This window comes from Herminiimonas sp. (assembly GCF_030645555.1).
In the GTDB taxonomy this organism is placed as follows: domain Bacteria; phylum Pseudomonadota; class Gammaproteobacteria; order Burkholderiales; family Burkholderiaceae_D; genus Oxalicibacterium.
Genome location: NZ_JAUSME010000152.1, coordinates 1 through 17,915, shown reverse-complemented (window position 1 = coordinate 17,915; position 17,915 = coordinate 1). Strand labels below are relative to the sequence as shown.

Annotated in this window: 19 protein-coding genes; 9 read left to right on the top strand and 10 right to left on the bottom strand. The window is 56.9% G+C overall.

Translation table 11 applies throughout. The features are described 5' to 3' along the window. From Q7T06_RS06275 to Q7T06_RS06240, 8 genes are all read right to left on the bottom strand, one after another. Positions 1-505 (bottom strand): PfkB family carbohydrate kinase (locus tag Q7T06_RS06275; protein ID WP_304782033.1); only part of this gene is annotated, 505 nt, incomplete at its 3' end. A gap of 148 nt (positions 506-653) precedes the next feature. Next, a complete protein-coding gene (locus tag Q7T06_RS06270) occupies positions 654-1,835 on the bottom strand; it encodes a DUF3426 domain-containing protein (RefSeq protein WP_304782030.1) in 1,182 nt (393 codons plus the stop codon). Positions 1,836-1,843: 8 nt separating this feature from the next. Next, the gene (gene prmA, locus Q7T06_RS06265) at positions 1,844-2,776 is read right to left on the bottom strand and encodes a 50S ribosomal protein L11 methyltransferase (RefSeq protein ID WP_304782027.1); all 933 of its coding nucleotides are present in this window, start codon (positions 2,774-2,776) and stop codon (positions 1,844-1,846) included. 171 nt (positions 2,777-2,947) lie between these two features. Next, entirely contained in the window at positions 2,948-4,312 is a 1,365-nt protein-coding gene (gene accC, locus Q7T06_RS06260; protein WP_304782022.1) for an acetyl-CoA carboxylase biotin carboxylase subunit, read from the bottom strand. A gap of 94 nt (positions 4,313-4,406) precedes the next feature. Beyond that, entirely contained in the window at positions 4,407-4,862 is a 456-nt protein-coding gene (gene accB / locus Q7T06_RS06255) for an acetyl-CoA carboxylase biotin carboxyl carrier protein (protein WP_304782019.1), read from the bottom strand. Between the two features lie 78 nt (positions 4,863-4,940). Next, positions 4,941-5,378 (bottom strand): type II 3-dehydroquinate dehydratase, encoded by a 438-nt coding sequence (aroQ, locus tag Q7T06_RS06250; protein ID WP_304782016.1) that lies wholly within the window; start codon positions 5,376-5,378, stop codon positions 4,941-4,943. Positions 5,379-5,460: 82 nt separating this feature from the next. Beyond that, positions 5,461-5,982 carry a TlpA disulfide reductase family protein gene (locus Q7T06_RS06245; RefSeq protein ID WP_304782013.1) on the bottom strand — a complete coding sequence of 174 codons (522 nt, stop codon included), beginning with the start codon at positions 5,980-5,982 and terminating at the stop codon, positions 5,461-5,463. After that, positions 5,979-6,611, bottom strand: coding sequence for a hypothetical protein (locus Q7T06_RS06240; protein WP_304782010.1), 633 nt, complete (start codon positions 6,609-6,611; stop codon positions 5,979-5,981). The genes Q7T06_RS06245 and Q7T06_RS06240 overlap by 4 nt, the downstream gene beginning before the upstream one ends. Before the next feature lie 74 nt (positions 6,612-6,685). Between Q7T06_RS06240 and mpl the strand changes: the two genes are divergently transcribed. The 8 genes from mpl (at position 6,686) to corA (ending at position 15,261) form a co-directional block, all read left to right on the top strand. Beyond that, a complete protein-coding gene (gene mpl, locus Q7T06_RS06235; RefSeq protein WP_304782007.1) occupies positions 6,686-8,065 on the top strand; it encodes a UDP-N-acetylmuramate:L-alanyl-gamma-D-glutamyl-meso-diaminopimelate ligase in 1,380 nt (459 codons plus the stop codon). After that, positions 8,062-8,646 carry a YqiA/YcfP family alpha/beta fold hydrolase gene (locus tag Q7T06_RS06230; RefSeq protein ID WP_304782003.1) on the top strand — a complete coding sequence of 195 codons (585 nt, stop codon included), beginning with the start codon at positions 8,062-8,064 and terminating at the stop codon, positions 8,644-8,646. The genes mpl and Q7T06_RS06230 overlap by 4 nt, the downstream gene beginning before the upstream one ends. Beyond that, positions 8,643-9,221, top strand: coding sequence for a chorismate lyase (locus Q7T06_RS06225; protein ID WP_304781999.1), 579 nt, complete (start codon positions 8,643-8,645; stop codon positions 9,219-9,221). Before Q7T06_RS06230 ends, Q7T06_RS06225 begins: the two co-directional genes overlap by 4 nt. 101 nt (positions 9,222-9,322) lie before the next feature. Next, positions 9,323-11,368 carry a ribonuclease catalytic domain-containing protein gene (locus Q7T06_RS06220; RefSeq protein ID WP_304781996.1) on the top strand — a complete coding sequence of 682 codons (2,046 nt, stop codon included), beginning with the start codon at positions 9,323-9,325 and terminating at the stop codon, positions 11,366-11,368. An 80-nt stretch (positions 11,369-11,448) separates the two neighbouring features. Further along, the gene (locus Q7T06_RS06215; RefSeq protein WP_304781993.1) at positions 11,449-12,339 is read left to right on the top strand and encodes a TonB C-terminal domain-containing protein; all 891 of its coding nucleotides are present in this window, start codon (positions 11,449-11,451) and stop codon (positions 12,337-12,339) included. Beyond that, entirely contained in the window at positions 12,340-13,161 is an 822-nt protein-coding gene (gene aroE / locus Q7T06_RS06210; protein WP_304781990.1) for a shikimate dehydrogenase, read from the top strand. Positions 13,162-13,238: 77 nt separating this feature from the next. Next, on the top strand, positions 13,239-13,934 hold the full coding sequence (gene mtgA, locus Q7T06_RS06205) for a monofunctional biosynthetic peptidoglycan transglycosylase (protein WP_304781987.1): 696 nt from the start codon (positions 13,239-13,241) through the stop codon (positions 13,932-13,934). Positions 13,935-14,295: 361 nt separating this feature from the next. Beyond that, positions 14,296-15,261 (top strand): magnesium/cobalt transporter CorA, encoded by a 966-nt coding sequence (gene corA / locus Q7T06_RS06200; protein WP_304781983.1) that lies wholly within the window; start codon positions 14,296-14,298, stop codon positions 15,259-15,261. Between the two features lie 41 nt (positions 15,262-15,302). Here corA and hemL read toward each other — a convergent pair whose 3' ends face one another. Together hemL and Q7T06_RS06190 are read right to left on the bottom strand one after the other, a co-directional pair. After that, positions 15,303-16,592 (bottom strand): glutamate-1-semialdehyde 2,1-aminomutase, encoded by a 1,290-nt coding sequence (gene hemL, locus Q7T06_RS06195; protein WP_304781980.1) that lies wholly within the window; start codon positions 16,590-16,592, stop codon positions 15,303-15,305. Between the two features lie 27 nt (positions 16,593-16,619). Beyond that, a complete protein-coding gene (locus tag Q7T06_RS06190) occupies positions 16,620-17,465 on the bottom strand; it encodes a hydroxymethylpyrimidine/phosphomethylpyrimidine kinase (protein ID WP_304781977.1) in 846 nt (281 codons plus the stop codon). A 92-nt stretch (positions 17,466-17,557) separates the two neighbouring features. On the opposite strand from Q7T06_RS06190, the gene Q7T06_RS06185 reads away from it, so the two are divergent. Continuing rightward, on the top strand, positions 17,558-17,710 hold the full coding sequence (locus tag Q7T06_RS06185; protein WP_370652345.1) for a rubredoxin: 153 nt from the start codon (positions 17,558-17,560) through the stop codon (positions 17,708-17,710). Positions 17,711-17,915: the final 205 nt, after the last annotated feature.

The window sequence follows — 17,915 nt, the reverse complement described above, 5'->3', positions numbered from 1 at the left end:
CCTGGCCCGGATCGAAAATGAAGGGAATGTGTGCTGCGTGAAACTCCCGTGCATGCTGCAGCATGCCGTCGCGGCCATCTGGCGCGATGATGGCGATGCTGACCTTGCCGGCATCCGCTACCTTGTTTTCGTGCGCAAAGCTCATCGCGCCGGGGTGGAAGGCGGTGATTTGATTGTTGTCGGTATCGGTCGTGATGAAGGCTTGCCCAGTGTAGGACGTGTCTATCGTTTTGATGCATTGCTGGGATATCTGCAATTGCTCAAGACGCTCGCGGTAGGATGCGCCATCCTGGCCTAGGGTCGCCATGATCAGCGGATCGCCGCCCAGCAGCTTCAGGTTGTATCCGATATTGCCGGCACAGCCACCAAACTCGCGCCGGATTTCCGGCACCAGGAAAGATACATTGATTTTATGCAGCTGGTCGGCCAGCAGTGCTTCAGAAAAACGGCTTTCGAATGACATGATCGTATCGAAGGCTAGCGAACCGCAGATTAATGATTTCATGGATGAGCTAAGTAATGGTGAGTAGGGATGGTAAATTGCCCGCAATCATACACTGCACGCGCCGTAAACGGCCATCAGCGCATGCCTGCTTCAGGTAACAGAGAGGGTAGCGATCATCAGTTGAAGCGTCGTTTTTTGCACTGATTTTTCAGGGATAGAACAGATACACGCGATAGCCGGATGCCTTGATTTGTTCCAGTTCGAAAGACAGCTTGGCGCTATGCTCGCTGCTGGCGGAAAATCCTGCCCGCACTTCAGCCTCGCTCAGATAATCGGCCGGTTTGAATACGCGGCGCAAGAGCGGTTTTTCATTTGCATCGTTGAGTGTCAGTTCTATGTGCGGCCATTGCTGCAGGCTGTCGCTGTAGTTGCGCAGCAGCGTAGTGAGTACAAACGTATTTTTATTCTCGGCCAGGGTTTGCAATTCACTGGATTCTATCGATACGGCGGCAATCTGTGCCGGCAGGTCTATGCGGCAACCCAGTGCATCGCACACCTGCGTCAGGAAAGGTTTGGCTTGCGGGAACAGGCCGGCGATCTGATTGCGGAACAGGTAGCTGCCTTGCAGCAGCGCGGCTATCAATAAGATGAAGCAGCTGATGCCGAGCAGTATGCGCAATCGTCTGCCCATGCGTTGCTGGCGGCGACCGCGCCTGACAAAACCCGGCTCGTCTTCCGCATCGCTATCCTTGCGTACTTCCCGCTTCTTGGTCCGGACAGTTCTTTTTGTGCTGCGCCACGGTTTGCGCTGCAAATCCTCAATTGCCTCATCCAGTTCGTCCGGCACAGTCGGGTCGTAGGCGCGGCGAAAACTTTCGGCGTTGCTGAGTTCGCGCTGCTCTATTTCATCTTCATCGCCAGCCATCTGATCCGGCCGGTCTTGCGTGAAATCCATCAGGGTCATGCGCTCTAATGGGTTGGGATTATCCGGCTTGTCTTCATCCTGCGGCGCAGGCAGCGGCGAGGGTTCGGCTTCGCGTTCAAATGCAGCCGGAATGTCGAAATCGAGCCGGCTCGATGCTGCTGGCACATCTGGCGCGGCGGCGAAGGCCTCTTCTGCATCCTGTGCATCGTCCGATGCAGGTATGTCGGACGATGCCGGAGCTGTTACTGCAGGCGCGATGTATGGCGGGGGAGTGGCAATGGCGCGCGCTGGCGGTTCAGTCCCTGCCTCCGCCGCCTCGGCATCGTCGGGAGGTAGCAAATGTTCTATGCCGTTGAAGATTTCCTTGCAGTGGCCGCAACGTACCAGTCCTGCACGCAACTTCAATTGGTCATGCGCGACGCGAAACGTCGTTTGGCAGTGGGGACATTGCGTCGCAAGTGCCATGGCGCTCGCTACTGCCCTGACGATTCTGCTAGGGGTGACAATTGGCCGGCCAATGCAACCCAGCCCTCATGTTCTGCCCATACCGTCAATGTGAGGAAGGGCGCATAAGCTGCCGCGACTTCTTCAACTTGCGTGGCCAGTACGCCCGACAATACCAGTCTGCCGCCCGGCTTGATGCGTCCTGCCAGCATGGGCGCCATCAGCTTCAATGGATTGGCCAGAATATTGGCGACGACGACGTCAAAGGCATGCGTCTGTCCGGATGCGGCAAAGTCGTCTGGCAGGTAATAGGCGACCTCGCAATGATTGCGCTCGGTATTGAAAATGGCAGATTCGATTGCTTGCGGGTCGATGTCTATGCCGACGACTTTTTCCGCGCCGAGTTTTTTTGCGACCATCGCCAGTATGCCGGAGCCGCAACCGTAATCGAGTACGGTCAGGCCGGCTGGTGCGTTGGCTTCCAGCCATTCCATGCACAGGCGCGTGGTCGGATGGCTGCCGGTGCCGAAGGCCAGGCCGGGATCGAGTTCGAGCACCAGCGCACTCGGGTCGGGGGCGTCATGCCAGCTCGGCACGACCCAGATATTCTTGCCGATATGGATGGGTTCGAATTGTGATTGGGTCAGACGCACCCAATCCTGGTCTGCCACCGGGCGCAGGGTAAATGCCACCTCGGAGTGTGCCAGGCCGATCGCACTTGCCGCCGCGGCGACGATGGCGGCCTGATCGGCTTCGACCGGCGTCAATGCAACGACGCGGCTGTGTTCCCACGCCGCTTCCTTTGGTTCCATGCCGGGTTCGCCGAACAGCGGTTGCTCGGCGGCGGTACCGAAATCGGCATCTTCCACCGAGACTGACAATGCACCGGCGTCGATCAACGCATCGGACAATGCTTCCGCGTGCGTACGGGCGACTTCGATGACAATTTCGGTCCAGCTCATGAATACCTCGATGTATGACTGTGCAGCCTATTATATTGGCTGAGTGCCTGAAGCCGGCGGGATGACAGACAGATTTTATGCAGATCGTCGCAACAGCAATGCGCTGTTGCGACGCTGATTTCGCAGCAAGTTAGCCGGAGATGAAAATCCATCCCCTATGGCAGTCTGCGATTATGCCTTTTTCGACAAGTCGGGCCGCTCAGCCAGCTTGTGTTCCAGGTAGTGTATGTTGGTGCCGCCTTCGATAAAGCGCGCATCCACCATCAACTCGCGATGCAGCGGGATGTTGGTGAGTATGCCTTCGACGACCATTTCCGACAGCGCAATTTGCATGCGGCGGATGGCTTGCTCGCGCGTGGCGCCATACGCGATGACCTTGCCGACCATAGAATCGTAATTTGGCGGCACGTAGTAACCGGCATAGGCATGCGAATCCACGCGTATGCCGGGACCGCCCGGTGCATGCCAGGAAATGATCTTGCCTGGCGATGGCGTGAACTTGAACGGGTCTTCGGCATTGATGCGGCATTCGATTGCATGGCCGTTCAACACGATATCGCGCTGGCGGTAACGCAGTTTTTCGCCGGCAGCGATGCGGATCTGCTCCTGCACGATGTCGATGCCGGTGATCATTTCAGTGACCGGATGTTCGACCTGTACCCGGGTATTCATTTCGATGAAATAGAACTCGCCGTTTTCATACAGGAATTCGAAGGTGCCGGCACCGCGATAGCCCATCTTGCGGCACGCTTCGGCGCAACGATCGCCTATGCGTTCTATGGTCTTGCGCGGAATGCCGGGTGCCGGCGCTTCTTCCAGCACCTTTTGATGGCGGCGCTGCATCGAGCAATCGCGTTCGCCCAGCCAGATTGCATTCTTGAATTCGTCGGCCAGGATCTGGATTTCCACATGGCGTGGATTTTCCAGGAATTTCTCCATATAGACTTCCGGATTGCCGAACGCAGCGCCGGCTTCCGTCTTGGTCATCGTGACGGCGTTCAGCAATGCTGCTTCGGTATGCACGACACGCATGCCGCGTCCGCCGCCGCCGCCGGCTGCCTTGATGATGACCGGATAGCCGACCTGACGTGCGATCTGGATGATTTCTTTCGAGTCTTCCGGCAAGGCGCCTTCCGAGCCGGGCACGCATGGCACGCCGGCTTTGATCATCGCCTGTTTGGCCGATACCTTGTCGCCCATCATGCGTATCGATTCCGAACGCGGGCCGATGAAGACAAAGCCGGATTGTTCCACGCGCTCGGCGAAGTCGGCATTTTCAGACAGGAAGCCATAGCCCGGGTGGATCGCTTCAGCATCGGTGACTTCTGCCGCGCTGATAATGGCCGGCATGTTCAGGTAACTGAGCGTGGATGGCGCAGGGCCTATGCACACCGACTCGTCGGCCAGCTTGACGTATTTGGCATCGCGGTCTGCCTCGGAATGGACGACCACGGTTTTGATACCCATTTCGCGGCAGGCGCGCTGGATACGCAAGGCAATCTCGCCGCGATTGGCAATGAGAATTTTTTCAAACATAGTGGGAACGGGACTCGTCGTTATAAGGATGGAATCAAGGCAGCCAGATCAAAGACAGGAGCGGCAGGTTGCCGGTACTCCCCGTCTTCCATCATTAGCCGATGATAAATAAAGGCTGACCGAATTCGACTGGCTGGCCGTTTTCGACCAGGATTTCCTTGATGACGCCGGAAGCGTCTGCATCGATTTCATTGAGCAGCTTCATCGCTTCGATAATGCACAAGGTGTCGCCTTCCTTAACCACTGAGCCGACTTCAACGAATGCCGGTGAGCCAGGGGCGGATGAACGGTAAAAACTGCCTACCATAGGCGATTTGACGATATGGCCCTTGATTTCAGGCACAACCGGAGCGGCTACTGCTGCGGCAACAGGTGCAGCGGCTGGAGCATATTGTTGCGCGCCTTGTGGCTGCATCATCACGACCTGGTTTTGCGCGACTGGCGATGACTTCAGGATGCGGACCTTGCTTTCGCCTTCAGTGACTTCCAGTTCGGCGATATCCGATTCGGCTACCAGGTCGATAAGCGTCTTGAGTTTGCGTAAATCCATGGGGAATTCCTTAGAATTTTTAGTTTTTATGATTAAAGATGGCGACAATTATAAGCTATTGTCGACAAATGATGGGTATTAAAGCTTTTTGAGTGCGTATGAGATGGCGGCTGCATATCCTTCTACACCCAATCCGCAAATCACGCCAACGGCGATGCCGGACAGATAGGATTGGTGACGGAATGCCTCGCGCTGATGTATGTTTGAAACGTGTATTTCCACAAATGGAATCGCTACCGATGCCAGTGCGTCGCGCAATGATACGCTGCTGTGCGTCAAGCCGCCCGGATTGATGACGATAGCATCCACCCCTTCGGCTTTCGCCGCCTGGATACGATCTATCAGCGCACCTTCATGATTGCTCTGGAATGCAAGCAGCGTGGCCCCGGCCTGGGCAGCCTGCTTGACTGCCGCCTGCTCAACCTCAGCCAGCGTGGTCGCGCCATAGACTTCAGGCTCGCGCGTACCCAGCAGGTTCAGGTTAGGGCCGTTCAATAAAAGAATGTTTTTTGCCATGGAGATACAACTCCGTTTGACGATGAAGCCGCATTTTGCCGCTAAATGGCTTGGGCTGGCAAGCGGAAATCTCGTATCGGTGTCAAAGGGTGTTGAGATCGTTGCGCAGCTGTTCGATATTCAGGCGGCCAAGATAAGTCTTTTTGACATCGCCCTTGGGCCCAACAATCACTGTGTAAGGCAGGCCGCCAGCCTGATTGCCGAACTGTCGGGACAATTCGGTACCCGTCATCCCTGCTATATATAGCGGGTAAGTAATTTTATATTTGGCGGCAAATGCACGGATATTGCTGGGCGAGTCTATCCCTATGCCGAGTATCTGTATGTTTTTCGCTGCCAGTTCGGTTTGCAGCGCGGTCAATTCCGGCATTTCTTCTACGCAAGGCGCACACCATGTTGCCCAAAAGTTAAGGATCAGCGTTTTTCCTTGCCATTGCGCCAGCGTATGCATATTGCCGTTGGCATCTTCCATCTTTTGGGCAAAAAAGGTCGCGACCGCAGGTGACTCGGGTGCGGCAGGGGTGTGCTGCTGGACGCCAAAATACACGCCGATGCCGGCAAAAAGGAGTGCAACTGCGCCAAATAAGAATACCTTGGATTTCATTTTTGCCCGTTTTCTTGTGTATTTTCTTGAATAATCAGTGCGCGCACGGCATGGATATCTGCGCGTTCCTGCCGGCCTGATGGGGATTTCCTGATGGCGCCGCGCAGGTCGTCGGTTTCATATAGCGCCAGGTGTATGCCTTCCTGTTGCCAGATGAAACTGAGGGTTTCGACTGGATCGCTGCGACCCTTGAAGTGGCTGGATTCGGAAACTTCAAAATCGATGTTTTTGTTTAACAGGTAGATTTCAACGTCTTTTGCGCTCTCGGTAAACAATTGCAGATGGATATCTGAATGTGCGCCCGCCGTGCCATTCAAGACTGCGCCGGTCAGATGCGGCTGGAATGGAGCCAGTTCGGCCATCATGCGCACGGCCAGATTGCGCAAATGCAACAGGCGCGCAGGTTGCGTATCGCCAAAAAACAGTTCGTTATAGAGGCGCACCTCTTCTTCCAGCATTGCATTATCCGGCAGCACGTCGCCGCGCACCTTGTTGTTGCCGAGTATCTGTTTGACCGCCTTGCGTTTGGCAGTGCCGTAGTCGACGCCGTCTTCGGCTATCATGCGCGCGGCCGCCGTGGCGATTTCAGCGCGCAGCAATTCGGTATCGGAGAGGGGGTGAGTTGGCATGATGCGCATGATACTCCTGCCGGCACTAGCCCGTCGTCAGGTAAAATCTGCTTATTCCAATCCAGAATTCTACAATGCATATACACATACTTGGCGTTTGCGGCACCTTCATGGGTGGTTTGGCAGTGCTGGCAAAAGCCGCCGGCCATACGGTTACCGGTTGTGATGCCAACGTCTATCCACCCATGAGCACGCAGCTTGAAGCGCAAGGCATCAAGCTCATTGAAGGTTATGGCACTGAGCAAATCAGTTTGGCGCCTGACCTCTATGTGATAGGCAATGTCGTCTCGCGTGGCAATCCCTTGATGGAAGAAATCCTCAATCGCGGCCTGCCTTACACCTCCGGTCCGCAATGGATAGGCGAACACATACTGCAAGGTAAGTGGGTGCTCGCTGTGGCAGGCACGCACGGCAAGACAACGACTTCGGCCATGCTGGCATGGATACTTGAAGACGCTGGTTACGATCCCGGCTTCCTGATTGGCGGCGTGCCGATGAACTTCGGTATTTCGGCGCGCCTGTCCGGCAGCGGCAAGGAATCGTCATTCTTCGTGATCGAAGCCGATGAATACGACACGGCCTTTTTCGACAAGCGCAGCAAGTTTGTTCACTACCATGCGAAAACCGCGATCCTGAACAATCTGGAATACGACCACGCCGATATCTTCCCCGACCTGGCGGCGATAGAAACGCAATTCCATCACCTGGTGCGTACCGTGCCGGGTGTCGGTCGCGTGATCGCCAATGGGCAGGAAGCCTCGCTGCAGCGCGTGATACAGCGCGGCTGCTGGAGTGGGGTTGAATGGTTTGGCAGCAAGGATCAAGCCGGCTGGGCGATCAAGACCCACGATGACGGCAATTTTGATGTGATTTTCAATGGCGACTTGCAAGGGTGCGTGAGCTGGTCGCTGACGGGCGAACACAATCGCCTGAATGCACTGGCGGCGATAGCCGCTGCGCGCCATGTAGGCGTGTTGCCGGCACAGGCAATCGCTGCGCTGGGGCAGTTTGAAAACGTCAAGCGCCGCATGGAGCTGCGCGGCATCGTCAATCAGATCGCGGTCTATGACGATTTTGCCCATCATCCAACCGCGATTGCGACCACGGTGGCCGGCTTGCGCAAGAAGGTCGGCAAGGCTCGCATACTAGCCGTGCTGGAGCCGCGCTCGAATACGATGAAACTGGGCACGATGAAGGATGCCTTGCCCGCCAGCCTGGTTGATGCCGATCTGGTGTTTGGCTATGGCGCCAGCGGCAATGGCAAGGATGCGCTGGGCTGGGATCTGGGCGAGGCGCTGGCGCCGCTCGGCGACAAGGCCCATGCCTTTCATGATTTGCCAGCGCTGGCCGCGGCGATAGCCAAAAGCGCGCAGTCGGGCGACCAGATCCTGGTCATGAGCAATGGTGGCTTTGGCGGCGTGCATCAAAAAATTCTGGATCTGCTGGCCTCATGATTTTGTATCTGCACGGCTTTCGTTCTTCGCCTCTCTCGACTAAAACCAGCTTGCTGGCCAGCCGCATGCAGGCGCTGGGCCGCGGCGATGAATACCTCTGCCCGCAATTGCCGGCATCGCCGCAAGCTGCGATCGCGCAGGCGCTCGAAATTGCGGGCAGGGTGGCGCCGTCGGAACTGACCCTGATCGGTTCTTCGCTGGGCGGCTATTACGCCACCTGGCTGGCCGAGCGGCTGGGTTGTCGCGCAGTCTTGCTTAATCCGGCAGTGCATGCGGCACGTGATCTGGCCTCGCAGGTGGGTGTCAAGACGCAATATCATTCGAACGAAGCATTTGAATTCAAGTCCGCGTATATAGACGAATTGAAGGCGCTGGAGGTAGCACGGATTACGCATCCGGAACGTTATTTCCTGATAGCGGCGACTGGCGACGAGTTGCTCGACTGGCGGGAAATGGTCGCGCAGTTTCCAGGTGCCAGGCAGCACGTGATAACGGGCAGCGATCACGGGATATCGGATTTCGCGCATTACGCGGATGAAGTACTGGCTTTTTGCGGCGTGGCTGGCGGGGCGATGCAGTGAGTTATCGCAGAGCGTCGCAGGCGCAATGGTGCACCCATGTGAATGGCGTTCATCCGTCGGCAGAAATCCGCCGCTGGCTGACCGATGCAATGTCGCTGACGGTGAAATTGATGGCGCGCTGCGAGCGCTTTCGCGTGCAGCGTCTGGCGCAAGGACGTGCGCTTGCCCTGGCGGATGAGTTTGACAAAGTAGCACTGTCACGCCGCGTGCTGGTGCAGGAGCGCGAAGTGCTGCTGCGCTGCGATGAAACTCCGGTAGTCTATGCGCATACGATAGTGCCGCTTTGCGCCACCGCATCCGACTGGCCGTTTTTCGGCACATTGGGTGAGCGCTCGCTGGGCACTACGCTGTTTGGCGATCCGCGCGTCTGGCGCGGCGCAATGGAATATGCCCGCTTGCATGCGCAACATCCACTGGTGCTGCGCGCCGCAGCAGTGCTGGGTGAAGAATTGAGCGGCCCGCTATTTGCGCGTCGTTGTTTATATAAACGTGGCAAAGGATTACTGCTGGTGACAGAGATTTTTCTGCCGCAGATCCACACGATCAGGAAAAATCAGGCAAGTCCGTGCGCATAGCGCATCAGCTTGCATTCATGAGTGACTTGTCTCAAGCAGCACTGCGAGAGAAGTCGATAACCGTATCTGTTCCAGTAACAGTATTAATAGCAAAGTATTGAATGAATCTATTTTTTGATGAATCCGGCGACTTCAAGGCCGGTAGCGCGATGTCGCAGCAGGGCGAGGCCTACCAGGTTGAAATGCCATCCGGCAAACGCACCAAGGTTCGCGCCAAGGATGTGTTGCTGCAATTTGCCTCGCCGGCGCCCAGCGAGTTCATGGCGGATGCGCATGCGATTGCAGAAGAAATCGATCTCGATTTTCTGTGGGAAGTCGCGGGCCAGGACGAGTTCGGTTTTGCCGAATTGGGCACTGAATATTTCGGCCATGATCCCAAGCCGCATGAAGCTGCCGGCTTGATCCTGCGTCTGCATGCAGCGCCGATTTACTTCTATAAAAAAGGCAAGGGCCGCTACAAGGCCGCGCCGGAAGCGTCGTTGAAAGCAGCCCTAGCCGGGGTCGAGAAAAAGCGCCAGCAGGCGCTGGTGCAGGCGCAATACGTGGAAGAATTGAAGGCGCATCGCTTGCCGGATGCGATGCGTCCGCTGGTCTTGCAACTCTTGTTCAAGCCGGACAAGAATTCGATCGAATACAAGGCACTGGATACGGCATGCAGCGAAATGCAGATTGCGCCGCAGCGCTTGATGCTGGCAGTCGGGGGGATCAAGTCGCCGAAGGATCTGCATTTTTCCAAATTCCTGTTCGAGTCCTTCCCTAAAGGGATCGCCTTTCCCGAGATTACGTTCCCGGCCATGCCATCCTTGCCGGTCGCCGACGTGCAGGCATTTTCCATCGACGATGTGACGACGACGGAAATCGATGATGCGATGTCGGTGACCCGGCTGGCCGATGGCAAGGTACGCATAGGCATACACATCGCCGCACCCGCGCTTGGCATCAAGCGTGACGATGCGCTGGATGTGCTGGCGCGCCAGCGCCTGTCTACTGTCTATATGCCAGGCGACAAGATTACTATGCTGCCGGATACCGTGGTCGAGGTCTTCACGCTTGCCGAAGGCAAGGTTTGCCCGGCGCTGTCGCTGTATGTGACGCTGGATACTGCCGACTGGTCCGTCCTTGCGACCGAGACCCGCGCTGAATGTGTACCGATTGCCGCCAATCTGCGTCACAACGATCTCGACGCATACGTGACTGAAGAAAATCTGGCCAGCGATGTCGGCGATTATCCATACAAGGAAGATATTTCGCTGTTGTGGAAATGGGCCCAGCTGCTGGAACAGGGCCGCATGGCCAAGCGCGAAAGTTTCGGCCTGCGGCCGGAGCAGAACAATCGCATCGACTTCAACTTCTATGTTGAAAACGATATCGTCTCTATCCAGCGCCGCAAGCGCGGCGCGCCGCTCGACAAGATCGTGGCGGAACTGGCGATTCTGACCAACAGCACCTGGGGCAAACTCTTGCATGAGCATGGCGTACCCGGCATTTATCGTGCGCAGGGCGGCGGTTCCGGCAACGGCTGGGCGGCCAAGATGCAGGTGCGCATGCAGACGCATGCGGCGCCCCATCAAGGCCTGGGTGTCGATCAGTATGCGTGGAGTACTTCGCCGCTGCGTCGCTACACCGACCTGGTCAATCAATGGCAAATCCTGGCTTGCATAGAGCACGGCGTGACGGCGCCGCTGGCGGCGCCATTCAAGCAGCGCGATGCCGATCTGTTCGCCATCGTTTCTGCCTTTGATGCGGCCTACAGCGCCTATGCTGCATTCCAGTCCGACATGGAGCGTTACTGGTGTCTGCGCTGGCTGAGCCAGGAAAAAGGGCGGGAAGACACGATGAAGGTTGAGGCGACGGTATTGAAGGACGAGATACTGCGCCTGCTCGATATTCCGCTGGTCATCAAATTGCCCGGCATGCCGCAGGTGGCGCGCGGTTCGCAAGTCAAGCTGGACCTGCTGCGCTGGGATGAAGTCGACCTGACGATAGAGGCGCGCCTGCTCGACATCACGCAGGATGCGAGCGGCACGGCGGATGCTGAACTGGCTGACGACATGAGTGAAGACTTGCAGGAAGGCGATGCCGAGCCGGTGCCGGATGAAGTGACCGCAGTAGAAGTGTCGCCGGCCGCGACGGTTGCGCCGGAATGAGCAATGGCAAGTTCGTTAAATTCGGCCGGTGTTTGACGTAGAATTCATTCCTTCAATTATCACTGTCAGCTATCCAACGCGTGAAGTCCCTATTCCAGAACCGCATTTTGACCATCGCCGTCACGTTCTCCGTGCTGGCGCATGCTGCCTTGCTGGCCGTGCACTTCACGGCGCCGGAGGCATTCAAGTTCAAGCCGACCGATCCCGGACTGGAAGTCATACTGGTCAATGCCAAGCATGACAAGCAACCGTTGAAAGCCGACGCGCTGGCGCAAGCCAATCTTGACGGTGGCGGCAATGCGGATGCGGGGCGCGCCAAATCGCCGCTGCCGGATTTGCGCAAAAGCGAGGATGGCGACAGCGCCAAGGCGTCCAGGCGCAAGGTGGAAGAGCTGGAGCGGCATCAGCAAAAACTGCTGGCGCAACTGGCCAAGAAAACGCCATTCCGCACGCAGCAGGTGACAGACATCGAACCGGTCAAGGATGTGCCGCCGCAGCGCAATGCGACCGATATGCTTGATAGCGCGAAGGCTTTGCTGCGCCGGGAAGCGGAAATTTCGCGCGATATCGAGGACTACAACAAGCGGCCGAAGAAAACCCAGCTGACACCCAGCACGCGCGAGGTTGGCTACGCTGCGTATTACAAGGCATTCCAGGACCGCATAGAAAAAAACGGCACGCTGAATTTCCCGCAGAAGGATGGCAAGAAAATGTATGGCGATCTGGTGCTCTACATTCCGATTTTTCAGGATGGTTCGATTTACATGAAGGATGGCGGGCCGCGCGTCGAGCGCTCTTCCGGCAATCCGGCGCTGGATCAGGCTGCAATAAACATCGTGCGACGCTCAGTGCCTTTCGGTAAATTCCCTGACAATATGCGTTCGACCGGCAAGGATGATGTATGGGAAATCATTACGCGCTTCAGCTTTACGCGCGATGACGCATTGCAAACTGAAACACGAGGCCAATGAGTGAGCAGCAAGACTGACCATTACGCAGTGATCGGCAATCCGGTCGCGCACAGCAAATCCCCCGAGATCCATGCACGCTTCGCCTTGCAGACGCAACAGGACTTGAGCTATGAGCGCCTGCTGGCTCCGCTGGATGGCTTTGTGGCGAGCGTGCAGGAGTTCGTGCGCCAGGGCGGCAAGGGCTTGAATGTGACGCTGCCCTTCAAGCTGGAAGCATATGCATTATCAACCAGGCTGACCGAGCGCGCGCGCGCCGCCGGCGCAGTCAATACCCTGAAGTTTGATGATGGTGAAATTCTCGGCGATAACACCGACGGCATAGGCCTGGTAAGCGACATCGTGCGCAATGCCGGTATTGTCTTGACTGGGAAATCAGTGCTGCTGCTGGGTGCCGGAGGCGCGGCGCGTGGCGCGCTGCTGCCTTTGCTCAATGAACAGCCAGCCAGGCTGGTGGTCGCCAACCGCACGCGATCGAAGGCGGTGGAACTGGTGCACAGATTCGCCGCCCATCCGCATCTGGAAGTCGGCGATTTTGCCGCGCTGGATGATGCATTCGACATCGTCATCAATGCGACTGCCGCCAGCCTCGCCTCCGAAGTGCCACCCATTTCGCCGCGTGTTTTTGGCAAGCGCACACTGGCTTACGACATGATGTATGCGAAGGAGCCGACCGCTTTCATGCGCTTTGCGACGCAACATGGCGCGACTGCGCGCGACGGTCTCGGCATGCTGGTCGAACAGGCGGCAGAATCGTTTTATCTATGGCGCGGCGTACGTCCTGAAACCGCTGCCGTGTTTGCAGAATTGCGCGAGCAGCTGTAGTGCGCAGCTTGCGTGCACAGATATGATCCGCAGCGCCCATACCCGGCTTTAATCCGCTCCAACCTGAACCTATAAAAATGAAAACTCTGCGCAAGCTGTTGTTCTGGCTGATCCTGGTGCCAGTCTTGCTGGTCCTGTTTGTGCAGCTTTATTTCTTCCTCCAGATAGGCTGGTGGGTCAATCACAATCCAGACTCGACGAGCTTCATGCGGCAGCAGCTGTCTATCCTGCAGGACAAGAATCCAGCAGCGCAACTCAAGCACAAGTGGGTGCCCTACAAGCGCATTTCCAACAACCTGAAGCGGGCGATCATTGCAGCGGAGGATTCCAATTTTTCCGGCCATGAGGGCGTCGATTGGGCTGCGCTGGAAAAAGCGTATGAAAAGAATGTCAAGAAGGGCAAGGTGGTCGCCGGTGGTTCTAACATCACGCAGCAGCTGGCCAAGAATCTGTTCCTGTCGGGCGACCGCAGTTACATCCGCAAGGGACAGGAAGTTGTCATTACCTACATGCTCGAATTCTGGATGGACAAGGAACGCATTTTTGAAATCTATCTGAATGTGGTTGAGTGGGGTGTAGGCGTTTTTGGCGCCGAAGCGGCGGCCCAGCATTACTACGGCGTATCTGCCGCCCAGCTGGGGGCGGCTCAGGCTGCGCGCCTGGCGGTCATGCTGCCGAACCCGCGTTTCTACGACACCCATCGCGGCACGGGTTATCTGACGCGCCGCACGGAATTGATTTTGCGCCGCATGGGCTCGGCTGAATTGCCATGATTTTTCTCGCCGTGCGCAGAAGAGGGATGCCTCTATGAAAACTGCCGGTGTCAACGCGTACGGCTTGCTAGCTGTTGTACTTGTCAGTACACTTGCGCTGTTTTCGTTTTCGGAGACCCGTCTTGGGTAGTCCCTATAGTTGTCAGCCGTCTTGCGACGGTCAAATCTGCGAGAGTATGCTGTAACTCCACGTTGCCAAGCGCCTCTCGCCGGATTCGGTGGGTGGTCGCGTCCAGGCCTGTTTATTCTATTTAATGGCCGCGTTCCCTCAAAATTAAATGAACTTGCAGAGTCTCTCTGCAGGACGAGTTGTGTGCTGCATCGGCGATGCTTGGTGTTTCTGGCGCGACTGGGAGAGCTTATGATTAACGTATTTGTATTGCAGAATGGCCGCCTGAATCAGGTCAATATCGACAGCCGCGCCGATCTGGAAAACACTACGCCGGTGTGGGTAGACCTGACCGATCCGAATGACGATGAGCGCGATTGGGTCAAGAGCATCTACGGCGTGACCTTGCCGGGCGAAGATGAAGTCAAGGATATCGAAGCCTCCGCCCGCTACTACGAAGCGGAAAACGGCGACCTGCATCTGCGCACCGACTTCCTGCTGGAAGAGGACGACGGCCCGTCGCGGGTGATCACGGTCGCCTTTATCCTGGCCAGGGACATGCTGTTTTCAGTGCACTCGGAAGATTTGCCCATCTTCCGCCTGGTGCGCATGCGCGCGCGTTCACGCCCCGGTTCGATCGGCGATTACAAGGATGTGCTGCTGGACCTGTATGCCACCGATGCCGAATATTCGGCCGATGCGCTCGAAGGCGTATATCAAAGCCTGGAAGAAGTCAGTCGCAGCGTGCTGCAGGAAGAGTTGACCGATCAGGACGCAGCCGGCGCGCTGAATGCGATTGCGCATGAAGAGGATTTGAATGGTCGCATCCGTCGCAACATGATGGATACGCGGCGCGCAGTCAGCTTCCTGATGCGCGGACGCCTGTTGAACTCGGAGCAGTTTGAAGAAGCGCGGCAGATCATGCGCGATATCGAATCGCTCGATGGCCACACTGCCTTCCTGTTCGACAAGATCAACTTCCTGATGGATGCGACGGTCGGTTTCATCAACATCAACCAGAATAAAATCATCAAGATATTCTCGGTTGCATCGGTCGCCTTCCTGCCGCCTACATTGATCGCCAGCATCTACGGCATGAACTTCAAGGTCTTGCCGGAATTGGACTGGACCTTCGGTTACCCGTTGGCCATCCTGTTGATGGTGGCTTCTGCCGTGACGCCGTTCTGGTACTTCCGCCGGCGCGGCTGGCTGAAGTAAGGCACGATGTCCACGCATGATGCGTGGACATCAGTTACACATCAGCGCCTGGCCAATTGCGCAAATGCCGCACGTGCGGTTTGTAGCGTCGCATCGATAATCGCATCGTCATGCTGGGCCGACACGAAGCCTGCTTCAAATGCCGATGGCGCCAGATAGACGCCGGCATCGAGCATCGCATGGAAGAAGGCATTGAAGTTGGCAACGTCGCACTTCATCATCTCTGTGTAAGACTGCGGTTTTTCAGCCGCGAAGTACAGGCCGAACATGCCGCCGACCGAGTTGGCTGAGAAGGCGATGCCGGCTTCTTGTGCTGCAGCCGTCAAGCCTTGCACCAGCTTGCTGGTTTGTGCGCCCAGCGCTTCATAGAAGCCGGGAGCCTGCACCAGTTTCAACGTCGCCAGGCCTGCTGCCACCGTGACCGGATTGCCGGACAGGGTGCCGGCCTGATAGACGCCGCCTATAGGCGCCAGATGCTGCATCAAGTCTGCGCGTCCGCCGAATGCGGCCACCGGCAAACCGCCGCCTATCACTTTGCCCAGCACGGTCAGATCCGGCTGTATCCCGTACAGCGATTGCGCGCCGCCCAGCGCCACGCGGAAACCGGACATCACTTCATCCAGTATCATCACGGCGCCGTATTGGGTACAGACGCGGCGCATGGTGTGCAGGAATTCCGGCGTGGCGGGCAGCAGGTTCATGTTGCCGGCCACCGGTTCGACGATCACGCAGGCTATCTTGTTACCGATTTCCCTGAAGGTGTCTTCCAGTTGTTGCGGATTGTTATAGTCGAGCACTAGGGTGTGCTTGGCGAAATCTTCCGGCACGCCAGCCGAGGTTGGATTGCCGAAGGTCAGCAAGCCGCTGCCGGCTTTCACCAGCAGGGAATCGGCGTGACCGTGATAGCAGCCTTCAAATTTGATGATGGTGTCGCGACCGGTGGCGCCACGCGCCAGGCGCAAGGCGCTCATCGCCGCTTCGGTGCCGCTGGAAACCAGGCGCACTTGCTCGATGGAGGGCATCAGCTGGCAAATCAATTCCGCCATCAGGATTTCACCTTCGGTCGGGGCGCCAAAACTCAGGCCGCGTGTGGCGGCATCCTGCACCGCCTTGATGACGGCTGGATGGGCGTGGCCGACTATGGCCGGTCCCCACGAACCTATGTAATCAATGTAGCGGCGGTCGTCGGCATCCCAGATATACGGGCCTTCGGCGCGGCTGATGAAACGTGGCGTACCACCGACCGAGCGGAAGGCGCGTACCGGCGAATTGACGCCGCCCGGCGTACTTTTTTGTGCGCGGGCAAAAAGAATGTCGTTATTGGATGTCATGCGGGAACCGTGAAATAAAAAATGAATTTACTGCAGGGGCGGCGTGAGGTCGATTTCCTCATCGGATTCACGCGCCCAGAAATAGCGGTCAGGTACCAGTTTGCCCATGCCCAGACGCTGCGCGTTGGCGATCGATGCAATCGTGAATTCCTGCGCCTCGAATACCGCTTCCGGCACATCGAGTCCGTTGGCCAGCAAGGCGGCGATGGTTGCGCCCAGGGTTGCGCCGGCACCGTTGTATGAGCCGGAAATGCGTTGCCAGTTATCCTGGCGGATCACGCCGCCTTCATCGAACAGGGTATTGGCCACATCGGTCAGATCGGATGGTGTGCCGGTGACGAATACATATTCGCAGCCCATCTCGATCAGGCGCATTGCGTCGACTGCCATCAGGTCTTCTTCGGAGGGTTCGCGCCAGGTTTCGGCCATGCGTGAGAGCTCAACCGTCGACAGGATCAAGACCGTGGTTTGCGGAATCAGCAATTCGCGCGTTGCCATCAGCATGTCGTCGGCGTCCGGTCCCTGGTCAGGCAGCGAAGAGAGGAAAGGGTCGAAGATTAATGGCACTTCGGGATAGTCGGAGACGATTTCGGCGATCGCCGAGACATTTTCTATGCTGCCGACCGCGCCGACCTTGAAGGCCGCGACCGCCATGTCTTCCAGCACTACGCGGGCCTGGTCCGAGACCCAGTCGGGATCGATCACCTGCATGTCTTCTATGCGCGCGGTATCACCGATGAACAGTGCAGTGACGACAGACAACCCGTGACAACCCATGGCGGCAAAAGAGGCCAGGTCAGCCTGGATGCCGACCGCACCCACCGGGTCGGTAGGTCCGAAAGTTAATATAAGCGGAGAAGTTTGGTTTTGCACGGCGGGTATATTAAGATAGCTGACTGTGCATTTTACTTGAAGGGCTGTCAGCCGTGAGCAATAACGAAACAAACGAACAATTTCAATCCTGGATGTGCCTGATCTGTGGCTGGATCTACGATGAAGCAGCCGGCTTGCCGGCAGAAGGCATAGCACCTGGGACGCGCTGGGCCGATGTGCCTATGAACTGGACCTGTCCGGAATGCGGCGCACGCAAGGAAGATTTCGAGATGGTGGCCATCTAGTCCTTACCAGCAAGCCAATAGTTGTGATTTGGATAATTTTTGTTTAAAAACCACGGCCATTTATTTGCGCTGTGGGGCTTGACCTAAAGAATCTTGCTTTTTGTTACTGATGCGCCGTATATTGTGGACACAGTTTAACGAGATGAATCATGACAATATCACTGGATAATGCTGATATGAAAATCATGGTGATCGACGATAGCAG